The organism is Flavobacterium cauense R2A-7 (genome assembly GCF_000498475.1).
GTDB classification, from domain to species: domain Bacteria; phylum Bacteroidota; class Bacteroidia; order Flavobacteriales; family Flavobacteriaceae; genus Flavobacterium; species Flavobacterium cauense.
Genome location: NZ_AVBI01000014.1, coordinates 59194 through 76508, shown reverse-complemented (window position 1 = coordinate 76508; position 17315 = coordinate 59194). Strand labels below are relative to the sequence as shown.

16 protein-coding genes are annotated in these 17315 nt (G+C 39.7%); all 16 read right to left on the bottom strand.

The window, feature by feature from the left end; all coding sequences use genetic code 11:
* Nucleotide 1: 1 nt before the first annotated feature.
* On the bottom strand, nt 2-1291 hold the full coding sequence (locus tag FCR2A7T_RS06455; protein ID WP_035117657.1) for a phenylacetate--CoA ligase family protein: 1290 nt from the start codon (nt 1289-1291) through the stop codon (nt 2-4).
* Nucleotides 1288-2952: an acyl-CoA--6-aminopenicillanic acid acyl-transferase gene (locus tag FCR2A7T_RS06450; RefSeq protein WP_035117655.1), complete on the bottom strand. Its 1665-nt coding sequence runs from the start codon at nt 2950-2952 to the stop codon at nt 1288-1290. The genes FCR2A7T_RS06455 and FCR2A7T_RS06450 overlap by 4 nt, the downstream gene beginning before the upstream one ends.
* Nucleotides 2949-4475, bottom strand: a complete 1527-nt coding sequence (locus FCR2A7T_RS06445; protein ID WP_023570477.1) for a phytoene desaturase family protein — start codon at nt 4473-4475, stop codon at nt 2949-2951. Before FCR2A7T_RS06445 ends, FCR2A7T_RS06450 begins: the two co-directional genes overlap by 4 nt.
* 3 nt (nt 4476-4478) lie before the next feature.
* Nucleotides 4479-8153 (bottom strand): MMPL family transporter, encoded by a 3675-nt coding sequence (locus FCR2A7T_RS06440; protein ID WP_023570476.1) that lies wholly within the window; start codon nt 8151-8153, stop codon nt 4479-4481.
* 1 nt (nt 8154) lies between these two features.
* Nucleotides 8155-9333, bottom strand: coding sequence for a DUF2062 domain-containing protein (locus tag FCR2A7T_RS06435; protein ID WP_023570475.1), 1179 nt, complete (start codon nt 9331-9333; stop codon nt 8155-8157).
* Between the two features lie 6 nt (nt 9334-9339).
* On the bottom strand, nt 9340-9825 hold the full coding sequence (locus FCR2A7T_RS06430; RefSeq protein WP_023570474.1) for a hypothetical protein: 486 nt from the start codon (nt 9823-9825) through the stop codon (nt 9340-9342).
* Nucleotide 9826: 1 nt separating this feature from the next.
* The gene (locus FCR2A7T_RS06425) at nt 9827-10198 is read right to left on the bottom strand and encodes a beta-hydroxyacyl-ACP dehydratase (protein WP_023570473.1); all 372 of its coding nucleotides are present in this window, start codon (nt 10196-10198) and stop codon (nt 9827-9829) included.
* Nucleotides 10199-10216: 18 nt separating this feature from the next.
* Complete coding sequence (locus FCR2A7T_RS14755; RefSeq protein WP_023570472.1) at nt 10217-10846, bottom strand: porin family protein; 630 nt, start codon at nt 10844-10846, stop codon at nt 10217-10219.
* Between the two features lie 13 nt (nt 10847-10859).
* Entirely contained in the window at nt 10860-11480 is a 621-nt protein-coding gene (locus tag FCR2A7T_RS06415) for a hypothetical protein (protein ID WP_240471459.1), read from the bottom strand.
* Complete coding sequence (locus FCR2A7T_RS06410) at nt 11458-12084, bottom strand: LolA family protein (RefSeq protein ID WP_035117650.1); 627 nt, start codon at nt 12082-12084, stop codon at nt 11458-11460. Before FCR2A7T_RS06410 ends, FCR2A7T_RS06415 begins: the two co-directional genes overlap by 23 nt.
* Nucleotides 12074-12850, bottom strand: a complete 777-nt coding sequence (locus FCR2A7T_RS06405) for a polysaccharide deacetylase family protein (protein WP_035117648.1) — start codon at nt 12848-12850, stop codon at nt 12074-12076. Before FCR2A7T_RS06405 ends, FCR2A7T_RS06410 begins: the two co-directional genes overlap by 11 nt.
* Nucleotides 12837-13904, bottom strand: a complete 1068-nt coding sequence (locus tag FCR2A7T_RS06400) for a beta-ketoacyl synthase N-terminal-like domain-containing protein (RefSeq protein WP_035117646.1) — start codon at nt 13902-13904, stop codon at nt 12837-12839. The genes FCR2A7T_RS06405 and FCR2A7T_RS06400 overlap by 14 nt, the downstream gene beginning before the upstream one ends.
* Nucleotides 13904-15094 carry a beta-ketoacyl-[acyl-carrier-protein] synthase family protein gene (locus FCR2A7T_RS06395; RefSeq protein ID WP_023570468.1) on the bottom strand — a complete coding sequence of 397 codons (1191 nt, stop codon included), beginning with the start codon at nt 15092-15094 and terminating at the stop codon, nt 13904-13906. The genes FCR2A7T_RS06400 and FCR2A7T_RS06395 overlap by 1 nt, the downstream gene beginning before the upstream one ends.
* An 83-nt stretch (nt 15095-15177) precedes the next feature.
* Nucleotides 15178-15435, bottom strand: a complete 258-nt coding sequence (locus FCR2A7T_RS06390) for a phosphopantetheine-binding protein (RefSeq protein WP_023570467.1) — start codon at nt 15433-15435, stop codon at nt 15178-15180.
* Nucleotides 15436-15437: 2 nt separating this feature from the next.
* On the bottom strand, nt 15438-16019 hold the full coding sequence (locus tag FCR2A7T_RS06385) for a hypothetical protein (RefSeq protein ID WP_023570466.1): 582 nt from the start codon (nt 16017-16019) through the stop codon (nt 15438-15440).
* A 35-nt stretch (nt 16020-16054) separates the two neighbouring features.
* Nucleotides 16055-17191 carry a beta-ketoacyl synthase N-terminal-like domain-containing protein gene (locus tag FCR2A7T_RS06380; RefSeq protein WP_023570465.1) on the bottom strand — a complete coding sequence of 379 codons (1137 nt, stop codon included), beginning with the start codon at nt 17189-17191 and terminating at the stop codon, nt 16055-16057.
* Nucleotides 17192-17315: the final 124 nt, after the last annotated feature.

Sequence of the window (17315 nt, the reverse complement as noted above, 5' to 3'; positions counted from 1 at the left end):
ATCAGATTCGTTTGTCTATAAAAGTTACAGGCTTGCGACTCATCGGTGCAAATATAATCTTATTTATGATATCTTGAGCAATAAATTCAACTTTTGGCGTAACTCTTAATTTTGCCCTGAAATGATCTTTGATATGATTCAATAATTCTTCAGACGGAACATCGGAAGCGATTTTAATCAGAATCTCATCCGTACCCAGATCGTTTGAAGAAATTTCAATTACATGGCTTTGCACCCCTTCAAAATACGTCAGCAAATCGTGCATTGCCGGCGGATACAATGTAGTCCCTTTGTATTTGATCATGTGTTGTTTCCGACCCACAACCGGCCCAACACGCATCGTATTTCGTCCACACAAACAAGGTTCCGAATGCAGTTTAACAATATCGCCCGTTTTAAAACGCAACAACGGCAACGCTTCCACTCCCAACGTGGTAATCGTTAATTCACCGCTTTCTCCGGCTGCTACCGGCTGATTGTTGTCGTCTAAAACTTCTGCAATGATAAGTTCCGGATGATGATGTCCTCCCGAGAAATGTTCACATTCGTTAAAAGCAGTGCTCATTTCGGTGGAAGCATAGGTTGAAAACAATTCAACATGCCATTTATCGGTGATTTTTTGGGCTAGAATCGATGGAGAAAAATCCTGATTGCGTAGCGCTTCTCCAATACAGATTACGCCTTTTACACTCGAAGCGTTATAATCGATGTTATTGTTTTCGGCGTATTCGATCATTTTGAGTAAAAATGACGGTACCGTAATCAGATATTTTGGTTTGTATTTCAGAATCGAATCCCATTGCAGTTCCGGAATTCCGGCTCCCACACGAATTACTCCAGCACCCAATTTACGAAGACCTAAAAAATAAGCCAATCCAGCCATGAAACGACGATCCATGGTAGTCATCAGCTGTACTACATCGCCTTGTTGAATCCCCGAGCAAGCGAACGAAATGGCTTCGTTATACGCCAAACGATCCAAATCACTATCGGTCAATCCAAACGTAACGGGATTCCCCAAAGTACCCGATGTTGTGGCATAATCAATGATTTTATGCATCGGTACACAAAAAAAGTCTTCATTTTTTTCCTGTAAATCGGTTTTGGTAGTCACCGGAAGTTGCTGTAAATCTTCAATCCTATTTATGGTACGGATATCGATTTGCTCTTTCGCAAAAAGCGCTTGGTAAAAAGGCGAATTTTCACTTAAATACACCAGCGTTTCTTTCAGTTTTTCTTCCTGAAATTTTTTTATTTCCTCTAAAGAAGCCTTTTCAATTGCCGGTATCATTTGCGTTTTCGTTTTATTTTTTCAAGATATTTTTCAATTTGAAGCCTGTCCGGAACCGTAGTAATTTCTTTAGTCAGTGCTTTTTGAAATTCTGCTTCAGCAGCTTTGTACCAACCGTTTTCATAATAGTACTTTCCCGCTTTATAATATACTACCCAATAATTCGGGTTAAGATATTGATAGTCTGTCACGAAATCGGAGGTCAATTTTGTTTTCTTTTCGATGGCTTCATCAATAATGCGATCCTGAATCCGGAATTTTTCGTAATTCGCATATACCTCCGTAGTCAAAAACTCATCTTTGGGAATATTCATTTCATCGGAGGCTGAAACTACATAATTATTTTCCTTTTTAGCAAAAATTTCAGTTAAGTCATAGGCCACAAATTCCCCTAATTGATACGGATTTGAAGACACCCAGGCCATTTTACTTTCCGGTTTAAAAATAACACTGTGATGGGCCAATAGCTGATTCAGCGATTTTTCATTTCCCAAGCCAATTTTCGCTTCCTTCAAACCTTCCTTATTCCGAAGAATTTCAGCCATTTTGGTTGGATTCATTTTGTTTTTTTCCACCAACAATTCCTGCATTCGGTCGAACCTGTATTTCGAATGGCTTTCCAAAATTTGTTCCTTATTGCGTTCGTCCGACTGATAGGGTTCACTCTGAAAATGATTGGAACACACCAATTGATTCGTATTAGGAACATCAAAAACGCCAAATTTTTCAGGGGACACTTCAATCAGAACCGCTTTCTTATCGTTGGCACTCCCTACCATAATCGATTCGGAAACGAAAACCGGTCTTTTTTTCGCTATCGTCACGGCTTCTTCAATGGTGGAAGCATATTGTAAAATCTCTCTTGCAACTATGGAAATGGGAGTTTTAGCGACCAAAGGAATTTCCGATTTTCCGGCATTTATCGTTACGGTCAATCCTTCCTTGTTCATTCCCGACACGGTGCCAATCATTCCTCCCCAAGTAACTGTCATGAACGGATGTCCTTGTTCCGGGGTTACAAAAGCAACTACTTTATCTTCGGCGAAGGCATCACCCGCGTAAAAATCGAAATTTCTGCCGATTATTAGGGTACCGTCTTCCGATTTATCACCCCAAACCGCCACAGAAGAACAACCCACCAAGGCCAGATCCTGCAAGGCATGACCAATATCGTGGGCGCCGTGCAAATATAAGGTTCGAAGGTATTGTGGCGCAATCGCATTGAATTGTGGGGAAGTATACTGGGAAATCCCGTAAATCTCGGTCTGATATTCTTCGGGCACATGCAGGTATAATTTTCGGTTGTACCATTTCAGAAATTGGCGCAACAACTGCTGTTTGAATTTTGACGGAATGATATCCTGAATTTTAGAAAAGAAAACGCGTTCCTGTTTTTTCACCAAATGTTCTGAAAGACTGCCCGCCAACAAACCTCTCTGCAAAGGATCGCCGGCAATGTGCAATTCCCATAATTGTTGCTTGTTTTTAATCAGATAATTTGGTCCTGAAGAAAAAAGCGTGTCGGAATACTTTACTACAACCGGTTTCTCCTGATTATAGCCTTCCAATTGCGGCACATGGTGAATTGATTTGGAAATACCACAGGAAAACAGGGTAAACAAAACACCAAAAAGAACCGCTATTTGAAACTTCCGAATCATACTTGTTCTTCTAATGTACGGTTAATTTTATTGATCAGATAATCTTTCCCTAAAATTTCCGAGCAGGTTACCACGGCACCAATCGTAACGCCTAAAACCCCGTGCATGTTGATGCTCTGTCCGGTTAGATACAGGTTTTCCAGTTTCGTTTTCGGGGAAATAAAGGTCTTCATCGGATTGTTCGAATCTTTGATATAACCGTACAAATTCCCGTTATGCCCGCCGATATAATCCCGGTAAGACAACGGTGTAGAAGTGTGCATCGATTGAACACAATCCCTGATTCCTGGGAATTTTTTTTCTATTTCGGATAAAAATGCTTCCGCTTTCTCCACTTTGTACTTTTCATACAATTCCCCGCGTTCGCCTTTTTCGGAAACGGTATTATGCGTGTTTTCCCATTCGGCAAATTCCTCAAATTTCAGATAGGTAATGGCGGTCAGACTTTCAGCCCACACCTGATTTTCCTCTGAAATATTCATCGAAGCCATATACGCTTCCGGCCAGGAATCCTGAGTATACTCGTTGGCATTCCATACTCGGGTACTTTCCCTGAAATGGTAATAATTATGGTTTAAATACTTAAACGTATTAGGCTTAAACACTAAATAAAGACTAAAGGCAGAAGGCAAAACCTCAAGACTCTGAATCCGACTGAAATACGATTTTCGGAATTTATCCTCACCCACCATTTTCAAGGTCGTTTTGGGTTCGATATTCGAGATGAAAAGATCCCCGAAATACTCTTCGCCATTCTTCGTTTTCACGGAAATTAACTTGTCGCCTTCAAATCCAAAGCCTGTCACTTCACGGTGTTTGTATACCTCACCGCCGTATTTTCGCAACTGTTTAATCAATAACTTGGTAATCTGGCTTCCACCTTTAATACAGCGCCATGAACTTTGAATGTATGAGTTTACGGAAAGGGCGTGAACATAAAAAGGCGTTTTATCGGCAATCCCGGCGTATAAGAAATTGGAACCCGCCAAAACCGCTTTCAGTTTCTCGTTATCGGTTAATTGGTCAAGATAGTCTTTTGCATTGATGGACAGGATTTCGCTTTGATAGCCATCGCCTTGTTTTAAATTGTATAGCGGAAACGAATCACAGGTGTAAATGAGCTTTTCACAATATTCCCGAATCACGTTTTCTTCCTTAGGAAAATGTACCGCTAACTGTTTGATGAAATTCTCATACCCTTGTGCATGCGGATATTCGGTAGTATCGTCGTCAAAAGAAATTACATCAAAGGCATCTTCACTCATTTTTTTGAGTTTCAGCTGGTCCATAATCCCGATATAACTGAAATATTTATAGAGATTTTGTCCTTCTGCCAAGCCGCCGATATAGTGAATTCCGGTATCAAAAATGGTTTTATCCCGAACAAACGTTTGAAGATTTCCGCCGTATTGGTTGTTCTTCTCCAGAACACAAACGCTTTTTCCTTCTTTCGCAAGAAGAATCGCCGAAACTAAACCGCCCAGCCCGCTGCCTATAATTACTATGTCGTATTTTTTATTCACTTTTTATTTCTTTAAAACCAATAAGTCCTTCTCTTCCGTACTCACTTCAAAACCAAGACTTATAAAATGGTTTTTCAACTCAAAATTATCAATTAAAACGATTTGTTTTACATTTTCATCGCATTCAATTCGTTTTACAACATCGGTATTCACTCCGAAAGAAATCAAAATAGTATCCCATTTCCAACTGGCTGGAGAAACCGAATCCAGATATTCGATTTTGCGTTTTTTCAGAATATAATTTGTGGTAGCAATCGCTCTTCTCTCTTCGTCTTTGATAAAACCGGAGATTTTACGTTTGGGTTGCTGCAGTGCCAACAACACATCCAATTGCCCGTAATCGTTGGCCAAATGCAGTATTTTAGCTTCTTCGCCAATAACGGAATTAAGCCTGAAATACAATCCTTTTCGTTGTTCAAAATCGGATTTCACGTGCTGAATGACTTCATATTCTTTGTACAGGAAACTCAGCAAGAGTTTATTTTTGAAATAATTTTCTCCTTCGAATTCCTTTCGCAAAGCCGAAAACTCCTCTCGGAAATGCTTGTTTATTTTTTTGGTGCGCTCCGAATAATTTGCTCCGAAGGCAGTATCGTTTGCTTCAATACGATTGCCGATTACCACCGTGATATTTTCATCGTAAATAATATGGTCACCTTTAGGCAATGCTTCTGAATTGCCATGAATGTACACTGGTAAAACATCGAGATTGAAATGTTCCGCCAGATAAAACGCCCCTTTATAAAAACGATGGATCACACCGTCTTCCGAACGGGAACCTTCCGGAAAAACCATCAGCGAGAATCCCTGTTCTACCTTTTCTCTTAAATGCTCCACACTCCCTTCCACGCCTTGCGACACGGGATAAAAACCGGCCAGTTTTACAGCTCTTCCGAAAATCGGTGAATTGTACACCCAATCGTTCACCAGAAAAATAATTTTCGGACTCAACATTCCAACGGCAAGCGTGTCCAAAAATGAAGTATGGTTGGAAATGATTACCGCAGGTTTATCAAACGTCTCGCCGTTTTTATTGACGATTTCTTTCTTCACGAACGGATTGGTATACAAAACCGATTTCATGAATTTAGACATCGTGCGTCGGAACCACATCATTTTCACTTCTCTGTTCAACGGAATGATTTTCATTACCAATTGCCCTGTTACAGAAAGCAAAAAACCGCCCAATCCGTAATAAATAAACGAAAGGGTAGAATGAAGCAACAAACGCAAGGATATAGGCGATTTCCCTTTTTTAACTCGATTGAAAACACAGATTTTAAACAAAATCGGATAAAAAATGAACGTGATTAGCAAGGCAGCAAAAACCCCAATTAACGAAACGGAAGAAATCGATTTTAAGGCCGGATGTTCGGCAAAAATCAACGCGCCGATTGCCAGAATAGTGGTTAACGCCGCTAAAATTATCGAAGTTCGGTACGTTGGCATTTCATCTTTACCGGTCGTGTATTCTTTTTGGAGCGCACTCGTCATAAAAATACTGAAATCGACCCCATGACCAAAAATCAGGGTGCAGACAATCGTACTGAAAATATTGAGCTGAATGTTGAAAATCCCCATAATTCCGGCGGTAACCACTCCGGTAATCACAATAGGAATCGTACTGATAATCACCAATTCGATCCGGCGGAAGAAAACAAACAAAACCAAAATTACCGCCACAAAAGAGTAGTTGATTAAATCATTAAAGTCATCGCGAAGTTTTCCCAGGAATGTTTCGTTCATTTGCTGACGATCGATAGCGATAACATCTATTTCCGACGCCATTTTATCCACAAAAACATCACGTTGAGCGTTGGATACTTTCACGACGGAAGAAATGGTGTAAAAGCCGTTTTTCTGCGAAACAAATTCGTCTAAGAAAAACGCTTTTACTTTGGCATATTCTTCGAATCCGATTGGAGCAAATGGCGTTTGAAGCAAATCGTAAAAACGCTGATGGGTTTGCGGTTTGAAACCGATGGCAGCGCCGCTATTTATCAGATTATTCTGAAGCGCGGCTTTCTTTTCCGGAGTCCAGAACGCATTCCATTTATCGATTTTTTGTTGCTGAACCGCTTTCGGCAGGACAATACCCCCCAATGAGCTGAAATTCAGAATTTCATGGCGGTCTTTTTTTGCCGATAATTTTTCAAAAAGCGAGCTGTTCTGTTGTAAAACCTGTTCCATCGACGTTCCGTAAGACGCCAGATAAATCGATTTTGATGTTAAATTGGTAGCGTTTTCCAGTTTGGCTTCGGCCTTCTTAATTTCGGTCGGAATAAAATTCAGCTCTGAAAGATTGTTGTTAAACTTCACTTTTCCGAAAGTAAAAAAGCTGACCGCAATCAGAATCACACTTGAAATGATTAAAAACTTATTGCGTTCAAACGAAAAACCGGCCGCTTTGTCCAAAACGGTCTGGCGGTTTTCCTCATCCATTTTCGGTTTATAAAGATGTGGGATAATCAGAAGGGAAAACAAAGCCGACACCACTACACTAATCGCCGCAAAAATTCCAAGATCTTTTAACGCTTCGGAATTCACAAAAAGCAAACACAAAAATGCTAGAGCGGTAGTGGTACTGCTCATAATCAGTGGCATGGTGATGTCTTTGTACAACGTTTTCAAATCGCTGTTGTTCTTGTAATGCGTGAGGATGTGCAACGAATAATCGATGGTCACCCCAAGAAGTACGGCGCCCACACTTAGAGAAATCGCGGAAATAGTTGTTCGGATAAAATAAAGACAGGCGACGGCAAACAAGACTCCGAATATGGTCGGAATAAAAATGATTACCGGAATCAGTAATTTTCTGTAAAACAGGATTAAAATCAGCATCAGCGTTCCCAGGGAAACTAAAATCGTCGTGATAATATCGTGTTTGATCTGTTTCGCGTTGGCTACTGCAATCAGGGAAGCACCAAAATAATCAACACTTGCTTTTCCTTTGAATTGCTTATTCAGATGATCCTTTATTGAAGTGAGCTTATCTGCGAATACCGTATTTTTTTCGGTTTCCGTACCGCTTAATTTCGGATTGATGAACAGTAAAAGTTTGGATTCGTCTTTGGTAACCAGAAACCCGTTTTTGAGTTGGAATTCATCGCCTACACTCAGCTGTTGTAGTTTTTTCAGTGCGATAAAAGAAATCCCCATAGGATCGTTCAGAATGAAATCTTTGGCCACAATTCCGGTAGGCGAAATTAACGTTCTGTAATTTTTCTCCACCTGAACCTCGACACTGTCTTTGTTTAGTTTTTGTCCTATTTGATCGTAATCCTTATCCTCTAAAAACAACGGTAAATTATTGTAAACAAAATCAAAGGTTTGCTGAATATTTTCGTCTTCTACTTTTCCCTGGATGTCTTTGATATAGTCGTTACAACCCGCAATACTGTCCAAAAAAACAGTGGCCGTTTCCGACATATCGTCTACGGTTCCGTTTTTGTCTTTTTCGATAATAACGGTGATTTTATCTGAAAAATTCAGTTGTTGCAGCACCTTGGCCGTAACATCCGACTTGTCATTTTTAGGAATGATGCGGGTGATGTCCTCTTCAAATCTGATTTTTGAAGCAAAAAAACCGAAAAGCAGCAAAAATGCTAGTGCGATTCCTATTGAAACCAGCTTGTTATGCTGTACAAAACGATGAATTCTTATAAAATAGTGATGCATTTTACCCTTTTGATTTTTTCGACAGCGAAAGTAATAAATAACTTCCAACCCCGAAAAGAATTGCCATTACAGTTGCTAACACAAAACTCCCGATCAGATACTGAACAACGTGTAATTTGATATGATCCAGTGTTATTGGGGTGTTTAAACTGAATTTTGCAGTATCTTCCACGAAAAGTCCGCCGACTTTAAGCGATCCGTAAATAATAAACGGAATCATGGGTGGAATACTCACATTTGAAAATGCGAAGGCCAACATTTTGTTCCACCGCAACACCACGGCCAGAAAAATCACAATGGCAGTCTGAAATCCCCAAAACGGCGCAATGCCAACAAACACTCCCAAGGCGATAGACAGTGCTTTAACGGAATTAGAATCGGAACTCGCTAAAATGTCTTCACGGAGGAATTCTTTAATGCTTTTTTTTTTGAAACTTCTGAAAAAGTTTCTCGGTTTGATGTACAAAAGTGTGATGATTACCAGAATGGTATTGAGAATACTGATTCGAGTAAAATCCTTAAACGGACGGAAATGGGTTACGCGTTCGTTGGGATCGTATAAAATATTAATCGGAATGTTTTTAACCGCAACCCCATTCCAGGCAGTGCGGACAATCACTTCGATTTCAAATTCAAATTTTTTGGTAAAAAAACGTTTCGGAAGGGATTGCAGCGGATACAATCGGTACCCGGATTGCGTGTCTTCCAGCGTGATTCCGGTTTCGAACCAAAACCAGAAATTGGAAAATTTGTTTCCGAAACTGCTCTTTTTGGGAACTCCGTCCTGTTCCATGTTCCGGCTTCCGATCAACAAAACCTTTTTATCGGAATGATCCAAAGCGTCCAGAAAAACGGGAATATCATCCGGAAAATGCTGTCCATCAGAATCTATCGTTATCGCGTAGTCAAAACCTAAGGCCTTAGCTTTTGCAAATCCTTCCCGCAAGGCATTTCCTTTACCTTGATTGCGGGGCACATGAATTTGGGTGAATTGCGAATATCCGGCTAAAATTTCTTTGGTTGTATCGGTTGAACCGTCGTTAACAACGATGATGTCTTGGGTATATTTCAAAACCCCGTCGATAACGCGACGCAGTGTTTTGTGATTATTATAGGTGGGAATAATAACACACAGGTTCCGATTTTCAATTCGCTCACTGATGGATAGATTGGGGATCATGGTGTGTTATTTAAGAATAATTTGCTTGTCTTTTTCGGTAAACACTTTAGATTGTTTGACGTAACCTTGAATGTATTCTTTTAAATCCTTGGGCAATTTATCAAAAGAGACTACAATAATTTTTTTGTCTTCTTCGATATTGCCTTTGTATTTTAATAGTTTTGGCGTGTTTTCCTGTATACTTAAACGAACCAGACGAATTTCGGCATTATGAGGTTCATTTTTAACGGCGTTTTCAACGAGCGTTGCTCCTTCAATAAACAATTCTTTCTTTTGTTTTATACCGGAAGCGAATTTCGATTTAAGCGTAATAGCCGCACCTTTATAAGCTAATAATGTACCGGAATTTTTATTGTAACCTGCAACCAGGTTGTAAAACTGATCAGCGTTCTGTTTTGTCTTTGAAGCCGAATTGTAACTTTCCCGAACGTCAGGAAGTTCCTGAACCGCCAGAAAAAAGAAAGACAATACTATGGAAAACACTACTTTCAAACTATGCTTTTTTATAGGTATTGGAAAGTTTCAACGCTACGGTTTCGTCAAAAATTGTAGTGTTTTTCACTTTAATTTCCGAATCAAGATCGCCTGAAATTTCCAATTCCAATTTCAGCACCGGATTGATTTCAGGATTGATAAGCGCCATGAATTTAACATTCGAAGAGCTTGTCATAAACAAAGAACTTCCAACAATTTCCTGTGAAAGTTCTTTGATAATCTGCATCATGCATACACCAGGCGTTACGGGATTTCCGGGAAAATGTCCTTTAAAAATAGCGTGTTGGTTGTTTAACACCACCACCGCATTGTATTTCCTGTCGGAAACATTTTCGAGTTTTTCAACCGTATAAAAATCCTTTAGTAACATGGTAATCTGGTATTTATATTATTTAATATCAAAAGTATAGGTTGCGCCCACTTGGAAAACAACATTGGTATAATTATCGGTTTCGTCACCCCAAGTATCATTAACCGGAATGATTCCTTTTTTGATTCGAGCTTCCACTCCGAAATTCTTGGTAAAATCGTAACCAACCCCTGCGAAGAACGCAAAATCAATTCCGGTATATGGGTTATAATTAAATTCATAATACTGAGAACTGCCATCGTTTGGAGCGATGTCTTTATGAGAATCGTTCACTTTAATATCGATGGTTGGCCCTACCTGAAAATTGAAATTTTTGAAGGTAAATTTATTGGCAACCCCAATAGACAAATACGAAACATCTAAAGTTTCTGTACGTCTTACATTGCTAGCATCAAAAAATTCTCTTTCAGCTCCTTGTCGGGTATACACCAACTCAGGTTGCAAAGTATATATTTTGGTCAATTTTAATGCACCGAATACACCTGCGTAAAAATCGGTCTTTGAATTAAATTTTTCGTTTGTTCTGTCCGTTTGTGTGAAATGCGAAAAGTTAACACCCGCTTTTACTCCCGGTCTGAAAGTTACCTGAGCATTCATTTGTATTACTCCGAAAAAGCACAATAATGCTACAACAATCGATTTTCTCATATTTTTAGATAGTTTAATTACTGATTTGATTCAATTCTATTTTTAATTTTATGTTTTTATGCTGAATCGCAATATGCTCGGCAAAAATACTGTTTTTTGATTCAAAACCGAAGATAATCTTTTCCTTACTTTTTGAAGCATTCACCAACTTCATCAATCGGTTATCTTTTTTGCTTTCGAAAAAATAATTGAACCGTTTTTTATCGGCCGATTTATAAATCACATAATCTTCATTTTCAAAAACATCCGTAACGGTATGACGGGTTTTTAAAAGCAGTCGAAAATCGTCCCGCAAAGTATTTACGATAATTTTCCGGTTTAAATCCTCCATGATGTAATTCACCTTGAAATCATTTTCAGACAACTCGAAATCCAGTAATTTATTACCAAAATCGGTTGTAAAAACCACGCGATGCAAGGTGTCGTTCATTCGTTTGGCGATAAAAATGCCACTCAACTGATTTCCGTAAACCTCGATATGCGCTTTGTATACGTAATCGGTTTCCGGATTCGAAAAATAGCGGTTATCAAATGTTGCCACTCCATTTTCCCTTTTTTTGGCATTTTCTATCTGATAGGATTTACACGAAAAAAAGAAAAGGGAAAGCAGACTAATTAGTAAAAACCGAGTCATCCACTTTTGCATTGATTTGTTTGTTTTTGAACACGATTCGCGTAAAATCACCTGAAGGCTCAATCAGTTTTACCTGTGAAACCGTTGCTTCATCCATCGGAAAATACAAATCAACCTGTTTGATGTATTTTTTAATGGTTGTGGTTTTTGGCGTTAACTTGGCAATATAGGCGTCTTTGTTTTTGAAATATGCGATGGCAAACTCTTTGTCATCAAACATGTTCCCGCTCACACTGCCTACAATCAGTTTGTTGATTTTTTCGAACATTTTACTGTTCGCATCCACCGTACTTTTATTGCCCTGATCGTTGATATATACTTTGTTATTTTTAAAAACAATGCTGTACTGATAAGGCTTGGTATATTGCCAGTTCAGTAAATTGGGTTGTTTAAAGTACATTTTACCGGAAGTTTCGATGTCTTTTGACAGAAAATCCAGGTGTTTGTATTGAATAAAATCGGTTTTCAGAGATTTTATATTCTTGGTTTCTTTTTCTATTGTCGCTTTAAAAACCGAAATTTCTGAAGCCGACATCTTTTGCTCTTGCGCAAAAATGGTCAGACTCATTATAAGAAGTAATCCTAAAAAAACGCTACGCTTCATATGCCGGAAGGTTTAATAATTTGTCGATGGCAATCACATCGTACTTTTCTGATTGCAAAAATAGCAATAACTGTTCCAAAACGTTTACTGTTTTTTGGGAAGTGTCGTGCAGAAGAATAATTCCTCCCGGAGCCACTTTGCCTTTTACTCTTTCAAGAATTTTATTCTCATCGCCGATAACCGTATCCAGCGAGCGGTTGTTCCAGCCAATCACCTGTTTTGCGGTAGCTTTGGCGGCCCTCGCTATTCTCGGATTGGTAACCCCGAACGGCGGACGAAAAAACAAGACGTTCTTTCCGGTTAAATCTTCTATTAAAGCATCGGTCCGGCGGATTTCTTCAGTTACTTTATCGGTTGAAAAAATACCGAATCTGTTGGAATGCGAATAACTGTGATTGCCCACAACGTGACCTTCGGCGATAATACGTTTGAAAATTTCAGGATATTTTTCGATTTGGGTTCCGATGCAGAAAAAAGTAGCTTTTGCCTGATATTGTTGCAGCACATCCAGTACTTTTTCGGTCATGGGATGCGGACCGTCATCGAAGGAAATGGCTATTTTACGTTCTTTTTCATTCGGATTGTTACAATACGTTTTCACAAAATACCCCAACCGAATGTCCGAAGAACCCCAAACCGTCATCACCAGCCAAAACAAAAAAAGTAGCAGGAAATTCCACCAGGCCACTTCAAAAAAGAAGCTTAAAACAGACAGAATGACCAAAACAGCAACACAAAAAAGAAGTATATTTTTATGTTTTAGCATTTTTAAGCACGATTAAACTATGATCTTTTCCGCGGTATTGATTGTACAATAACACAGTAGTATACTTTTCTTTTTTAAGGGAATTCAAACTCACGATTTCCGGAAGCTCTTGGTTCTTAATGATGTTACAAGCTACCCAAAAACCAAACGAAGAAGCGGTATTGTACTCGCCACTCAAATGCTTGTAAAACACCTGTGGTGTGGCTTCAAACATTGTTTTGGTACTATCGTAATAGCCGTCGAATTCACTATCGCCGTTATTTCCCAAAACCACCGCATCAATATCGGAAGGTTTTAAATCATGGGCTGCCAAAAAAGTGCCGATATAATCCTGAACCTCATCCATTTCCAATGCACTCATAATTGAAACTGCTTGAACCGAAGCATACGAATTGTCTTTTTTCTCATTTTCCAGCACAAAAAAACTTGCCCCTTCGCTGAACACTACCCCTTTAGAGTTTGGCGTTACAACCGAATAAGGTTTATCCGCTTCCGATTTTATGATATTGATAAGTTTAAACAATTCCAAAGTGTGACTCGAAGTTTCGTCAACACCACCAATAAGAACATTGTTGGCTTCTTCATTTTCCACCTGCATTTTGGCATCAAGCAAAGCTGTTTCAAACGAAACCGCCCCATTCACATACGTAAAATTATAGCCTTTGCATTGTAGACCCAACGCAATCTGTCCGCCCACGGTATTGTGTGTGGATTGAATAAACGAAGTTGGCGTTAAAAACTGCTCGTTGTTATCCAAAATCGCTTTCAGGAATTTCTCCGAATCTTCCACACATCCCATTCCGGTTCCGGTAATAATGGCATCCGGCAGGTCAAGATTGGCTTCTTTAAGTGCTTTTGTTGACGCAGCGATTCCCATTTTAACGCCTTTGGCCATACGACGTATCATCGCTGGCGGAATGAATTCCTTGTAGGAAGGCTGATTAGCAAAAAGCACATTTTCCGTTTCATTGAGGGTAACTTCCGATAAAAATTCGGTTTCAAACGTATTTTGAGTCGAAATACATCCCACTCCGTTGATATAGCAAGTCTTCATTATTTTTTCGAAAATATTACGGTGGAACAATTCCCTCCAAACCCGAAAGAGTTGGACAATACATGATGGATCGTCTTTTCTTTCAAGGTGGTTTGCGGCACCAAATCGAATTCTTCCATCGGTGTGTTAAAATTCAGATTCGGGAAGATACTATTGTTTTGCAATGCCAATACACTGTAAACGGCCTCGATAGCAGCAGCAGCGGCCAACGTGTGACCGGTAAATGCTTTGGTGGAACTGAATTCCGGTACGTTTTCCTCAAAAATACGAAGAATCGCACGGCCTTCTGACAAATCGTTGTTAGGAGTTGCGGTTCCGTGGGCATTGATGTAATCAATATCCGAGGGCTTCAGATTGGCAATTTTCAAGGCTTTTTGCATCGCAAGGAAAGCACCTTCGCCATTTTCAGAAGAAGCTGTCTGATGATAGGCATCATTCGCATTTCCGAACCCGGAAACATAAGCCAGTACTTTTTTATTTTCTTTTTGAACCACATCATCGGATTCCAGCACCAAAAATGCGGCCGCTTCTCCTAAATTCAGTCCTTTTCGGTTGTGGTCGAACGGCGTGTTATAGGTATCCGATAAAATCATCAGGGTTTTGAATCCGTTGATGGTGAATTTTGCCAAAGCATCGGTTCCGCCTACAATCACACGGTCCAATTGTCCCGACTGAATAAGGCGTGCCCCCATCATAATCGCATTGGCAGCTGAAGAACAGGCGGTACTTACGGTAGTCACCAGTCCTTTTAACCCTAAATGCTCGGCTATTTTATGAGTGCTGTCTCCTCCATCGTGACTGTTGATGTACTTTCGACAGGCTTCATTTTCAAAATATTCGTAATAATACTTTTCGGTCATGTCCATTCCGCCCACACTTGTTGCCGAAATAAGCCCCGTACGGTATTCGTTTATATGCTGAATTCCGGCATGTTCCACGGCTTGTTGTGCTGCGATAGCACCGAGCATGGCTGTCCTGCTGAAATTATTATCGGAATCAAGACCAAGTTGTTGCGCTAACTGTTGGTTCGTTAGTTTGATTTCTCCCACTTTAATCACGTCTTTATGGACTGTTTCAAAATTTTCGATGGTGGAAATTCCCGTTTTACCGTTTACTAACGCATGATAATTCGCTTCGACATTGTTTCCAATCGAAGAAATTATTCCCATTCCGGTTATAGCTACTTTCATTTAGATTACTGGATAGTTAGATTATTAGAACTTTAGATTATTCAGATTGTCTAAAAGTCGAACAATCTAAAAATCTAATCAATCTATTTAGTTCTGTTTGCTGCAATGTATTTGGACATGGTTTCAATCGACTCGAAAATCGCTTTTCCGTCTTTAGGATCGGTTAGTTTGATTCCGTATTCTTTGTCCAACAACACGATTAGTTCTAAGGCATCGATAGAATCCAACCCTAAACCATCGCCAAAAAGCGCATCGTTATCGTTAATATCTTCAACAGCGATATCTTCTAAATTTAATACTTCAATGATTTTTGATTTTAATTCCTGTTTTAATGCTTCCATGATTATTTATTGTATAATGTATTTACTGTTTCTTCGTTATGTTCTGTATGCCCTTGTTTTTCTACCAAATAAACTACGGCTTTGTAATTTTCCTGATAGCATTCCACCCAGCCGCAAAGTACTTTTTCCGCTTTATTGGTTTCCAGAAGCAGATTGGCGTAATTGGTTATGAACCCCGCGTTAAATTCTTCGAATACAAAAAAGGCGTTCTCCGACTGTAACTTGTACTTGATGCTGATTTCACCAATACAAATATTCGGCAAAGTATACACGAAAACGGCCGGGCTCGGAAAATAATTGTCCTTATCCGCAATCGAGTTCTGGTATTTCACATCAGTATCCAAACTGGACGACCGGTTGGCAAAAACCAGTGCAATATTATTATTTTCTTCCTGATTTACAAGCTCTTTCAATATAATTTCGGAACCTAAAAAAGCCAATTTACTCAAATTATCCATTTTAAAAAACTTCGGATACTCCATATTGAAGTTTTTATAGGCCGCTTTCGCGAATTCTGAAAACGAACCGTTTTGCAGTTCAAATTCTCGTCCGCTGTTAAGGATAACCGAATTATTTTCGATCACACAATAATTTGATATATAATTGTTTGCCTTCAAAATTAACTCACTTTTTCAAATAAAACGGCCGTATTACAGCCACCAAAACCGGAAGCTGTTTTCAGGAAATACTTAATTTCTTTTGCCTTCTTTTCGGCAACGACTTCGATGGGTTGCGAAACGCCCATCGCTGAAAACCCTTTGGAACCGATCAACTGGTTTTTACGGGCACTTTCAATGGCAATTACCGTTTCCAAAAGTCCGGAAGCACCCAAAGTATGTCCATAATAGCCTTTCAGACTGTTCACCGGAACCTTTTGCAATCCCAATCGGTTGAACGCTATGGCTTCCATTTCGTCATTGTATAAGGTTGCGGTTCCGTGCGCCGAAATATAATCGGTTACGTTTGTTTGCAATCCCGATTCGGCAAAAGCACTTTTAATACTGCGGAATAAACCTTCCCCTGTTCGAGAAGGTCCTGAAATATGGTTGGCATCATTGATTGCGCCATCGCCTACAACTTTCACATCGCCCTGACGCACCTCATCCGAATCAGAAGTCAGGTACACTGCCGCAGTCGCTTCGCCTAATGTCACGCCACTTCTTTCTTTGTCGTAAGGCGTACACGGCATGGCACTCATCGCCTGAAACGAATTGAAACCGGACAATACAAATTCGGATACTTCATCGCCGGCAAGCACAAAAGCGTTGTCGTAAACACCGGTTTGAATCATTCTTTTCGCCACCGCAATTGCCAAAACACCCGACACACAGGCGTTGGAAACCACAATGGGCTCGGTTACAAATCCGAAGAAAGTGCTTATTTTTTTGGCCAAAGCCGATAAATGAGCCTTTTCAATAGGATTATTTTCATTTTCCAGCAAACGGATATTTCCTTTGGTGGTGGAAAACACAAAAGCCGTTCGGTTGGTAATCTTATGTTGACCGATAATTGGCGCTAAAGCCAAAATCAGCATTTTTTCTAATCGGGTAAAATGATTGTCTTTTGAAATTCCGGAAAAAGCGGTATCCAGTTGTTCCGAATCAATCACCGCGGCATAAAACGACTCCAGCATGCCCAATTTTTCGTGCAAGCCAATGCCGGACTGTCCTTTTAATAAGGCATCCCAGTTTGAAACCACATCAAAACCCAAAGGAGTGACGCAGTTGGTATCGGTTATGTATACGTTTTTTTTCATTTTCTTGTTTCCTGATTGGCTAATAGTTTCCTTTTTAGCCCCGACAGTAGCGGTATCCTTTTTCTTTTTTTAAGAAAAAGATGTAGCGGAGGGCGGGAATTGCGTTCACAAACACACCCAAACC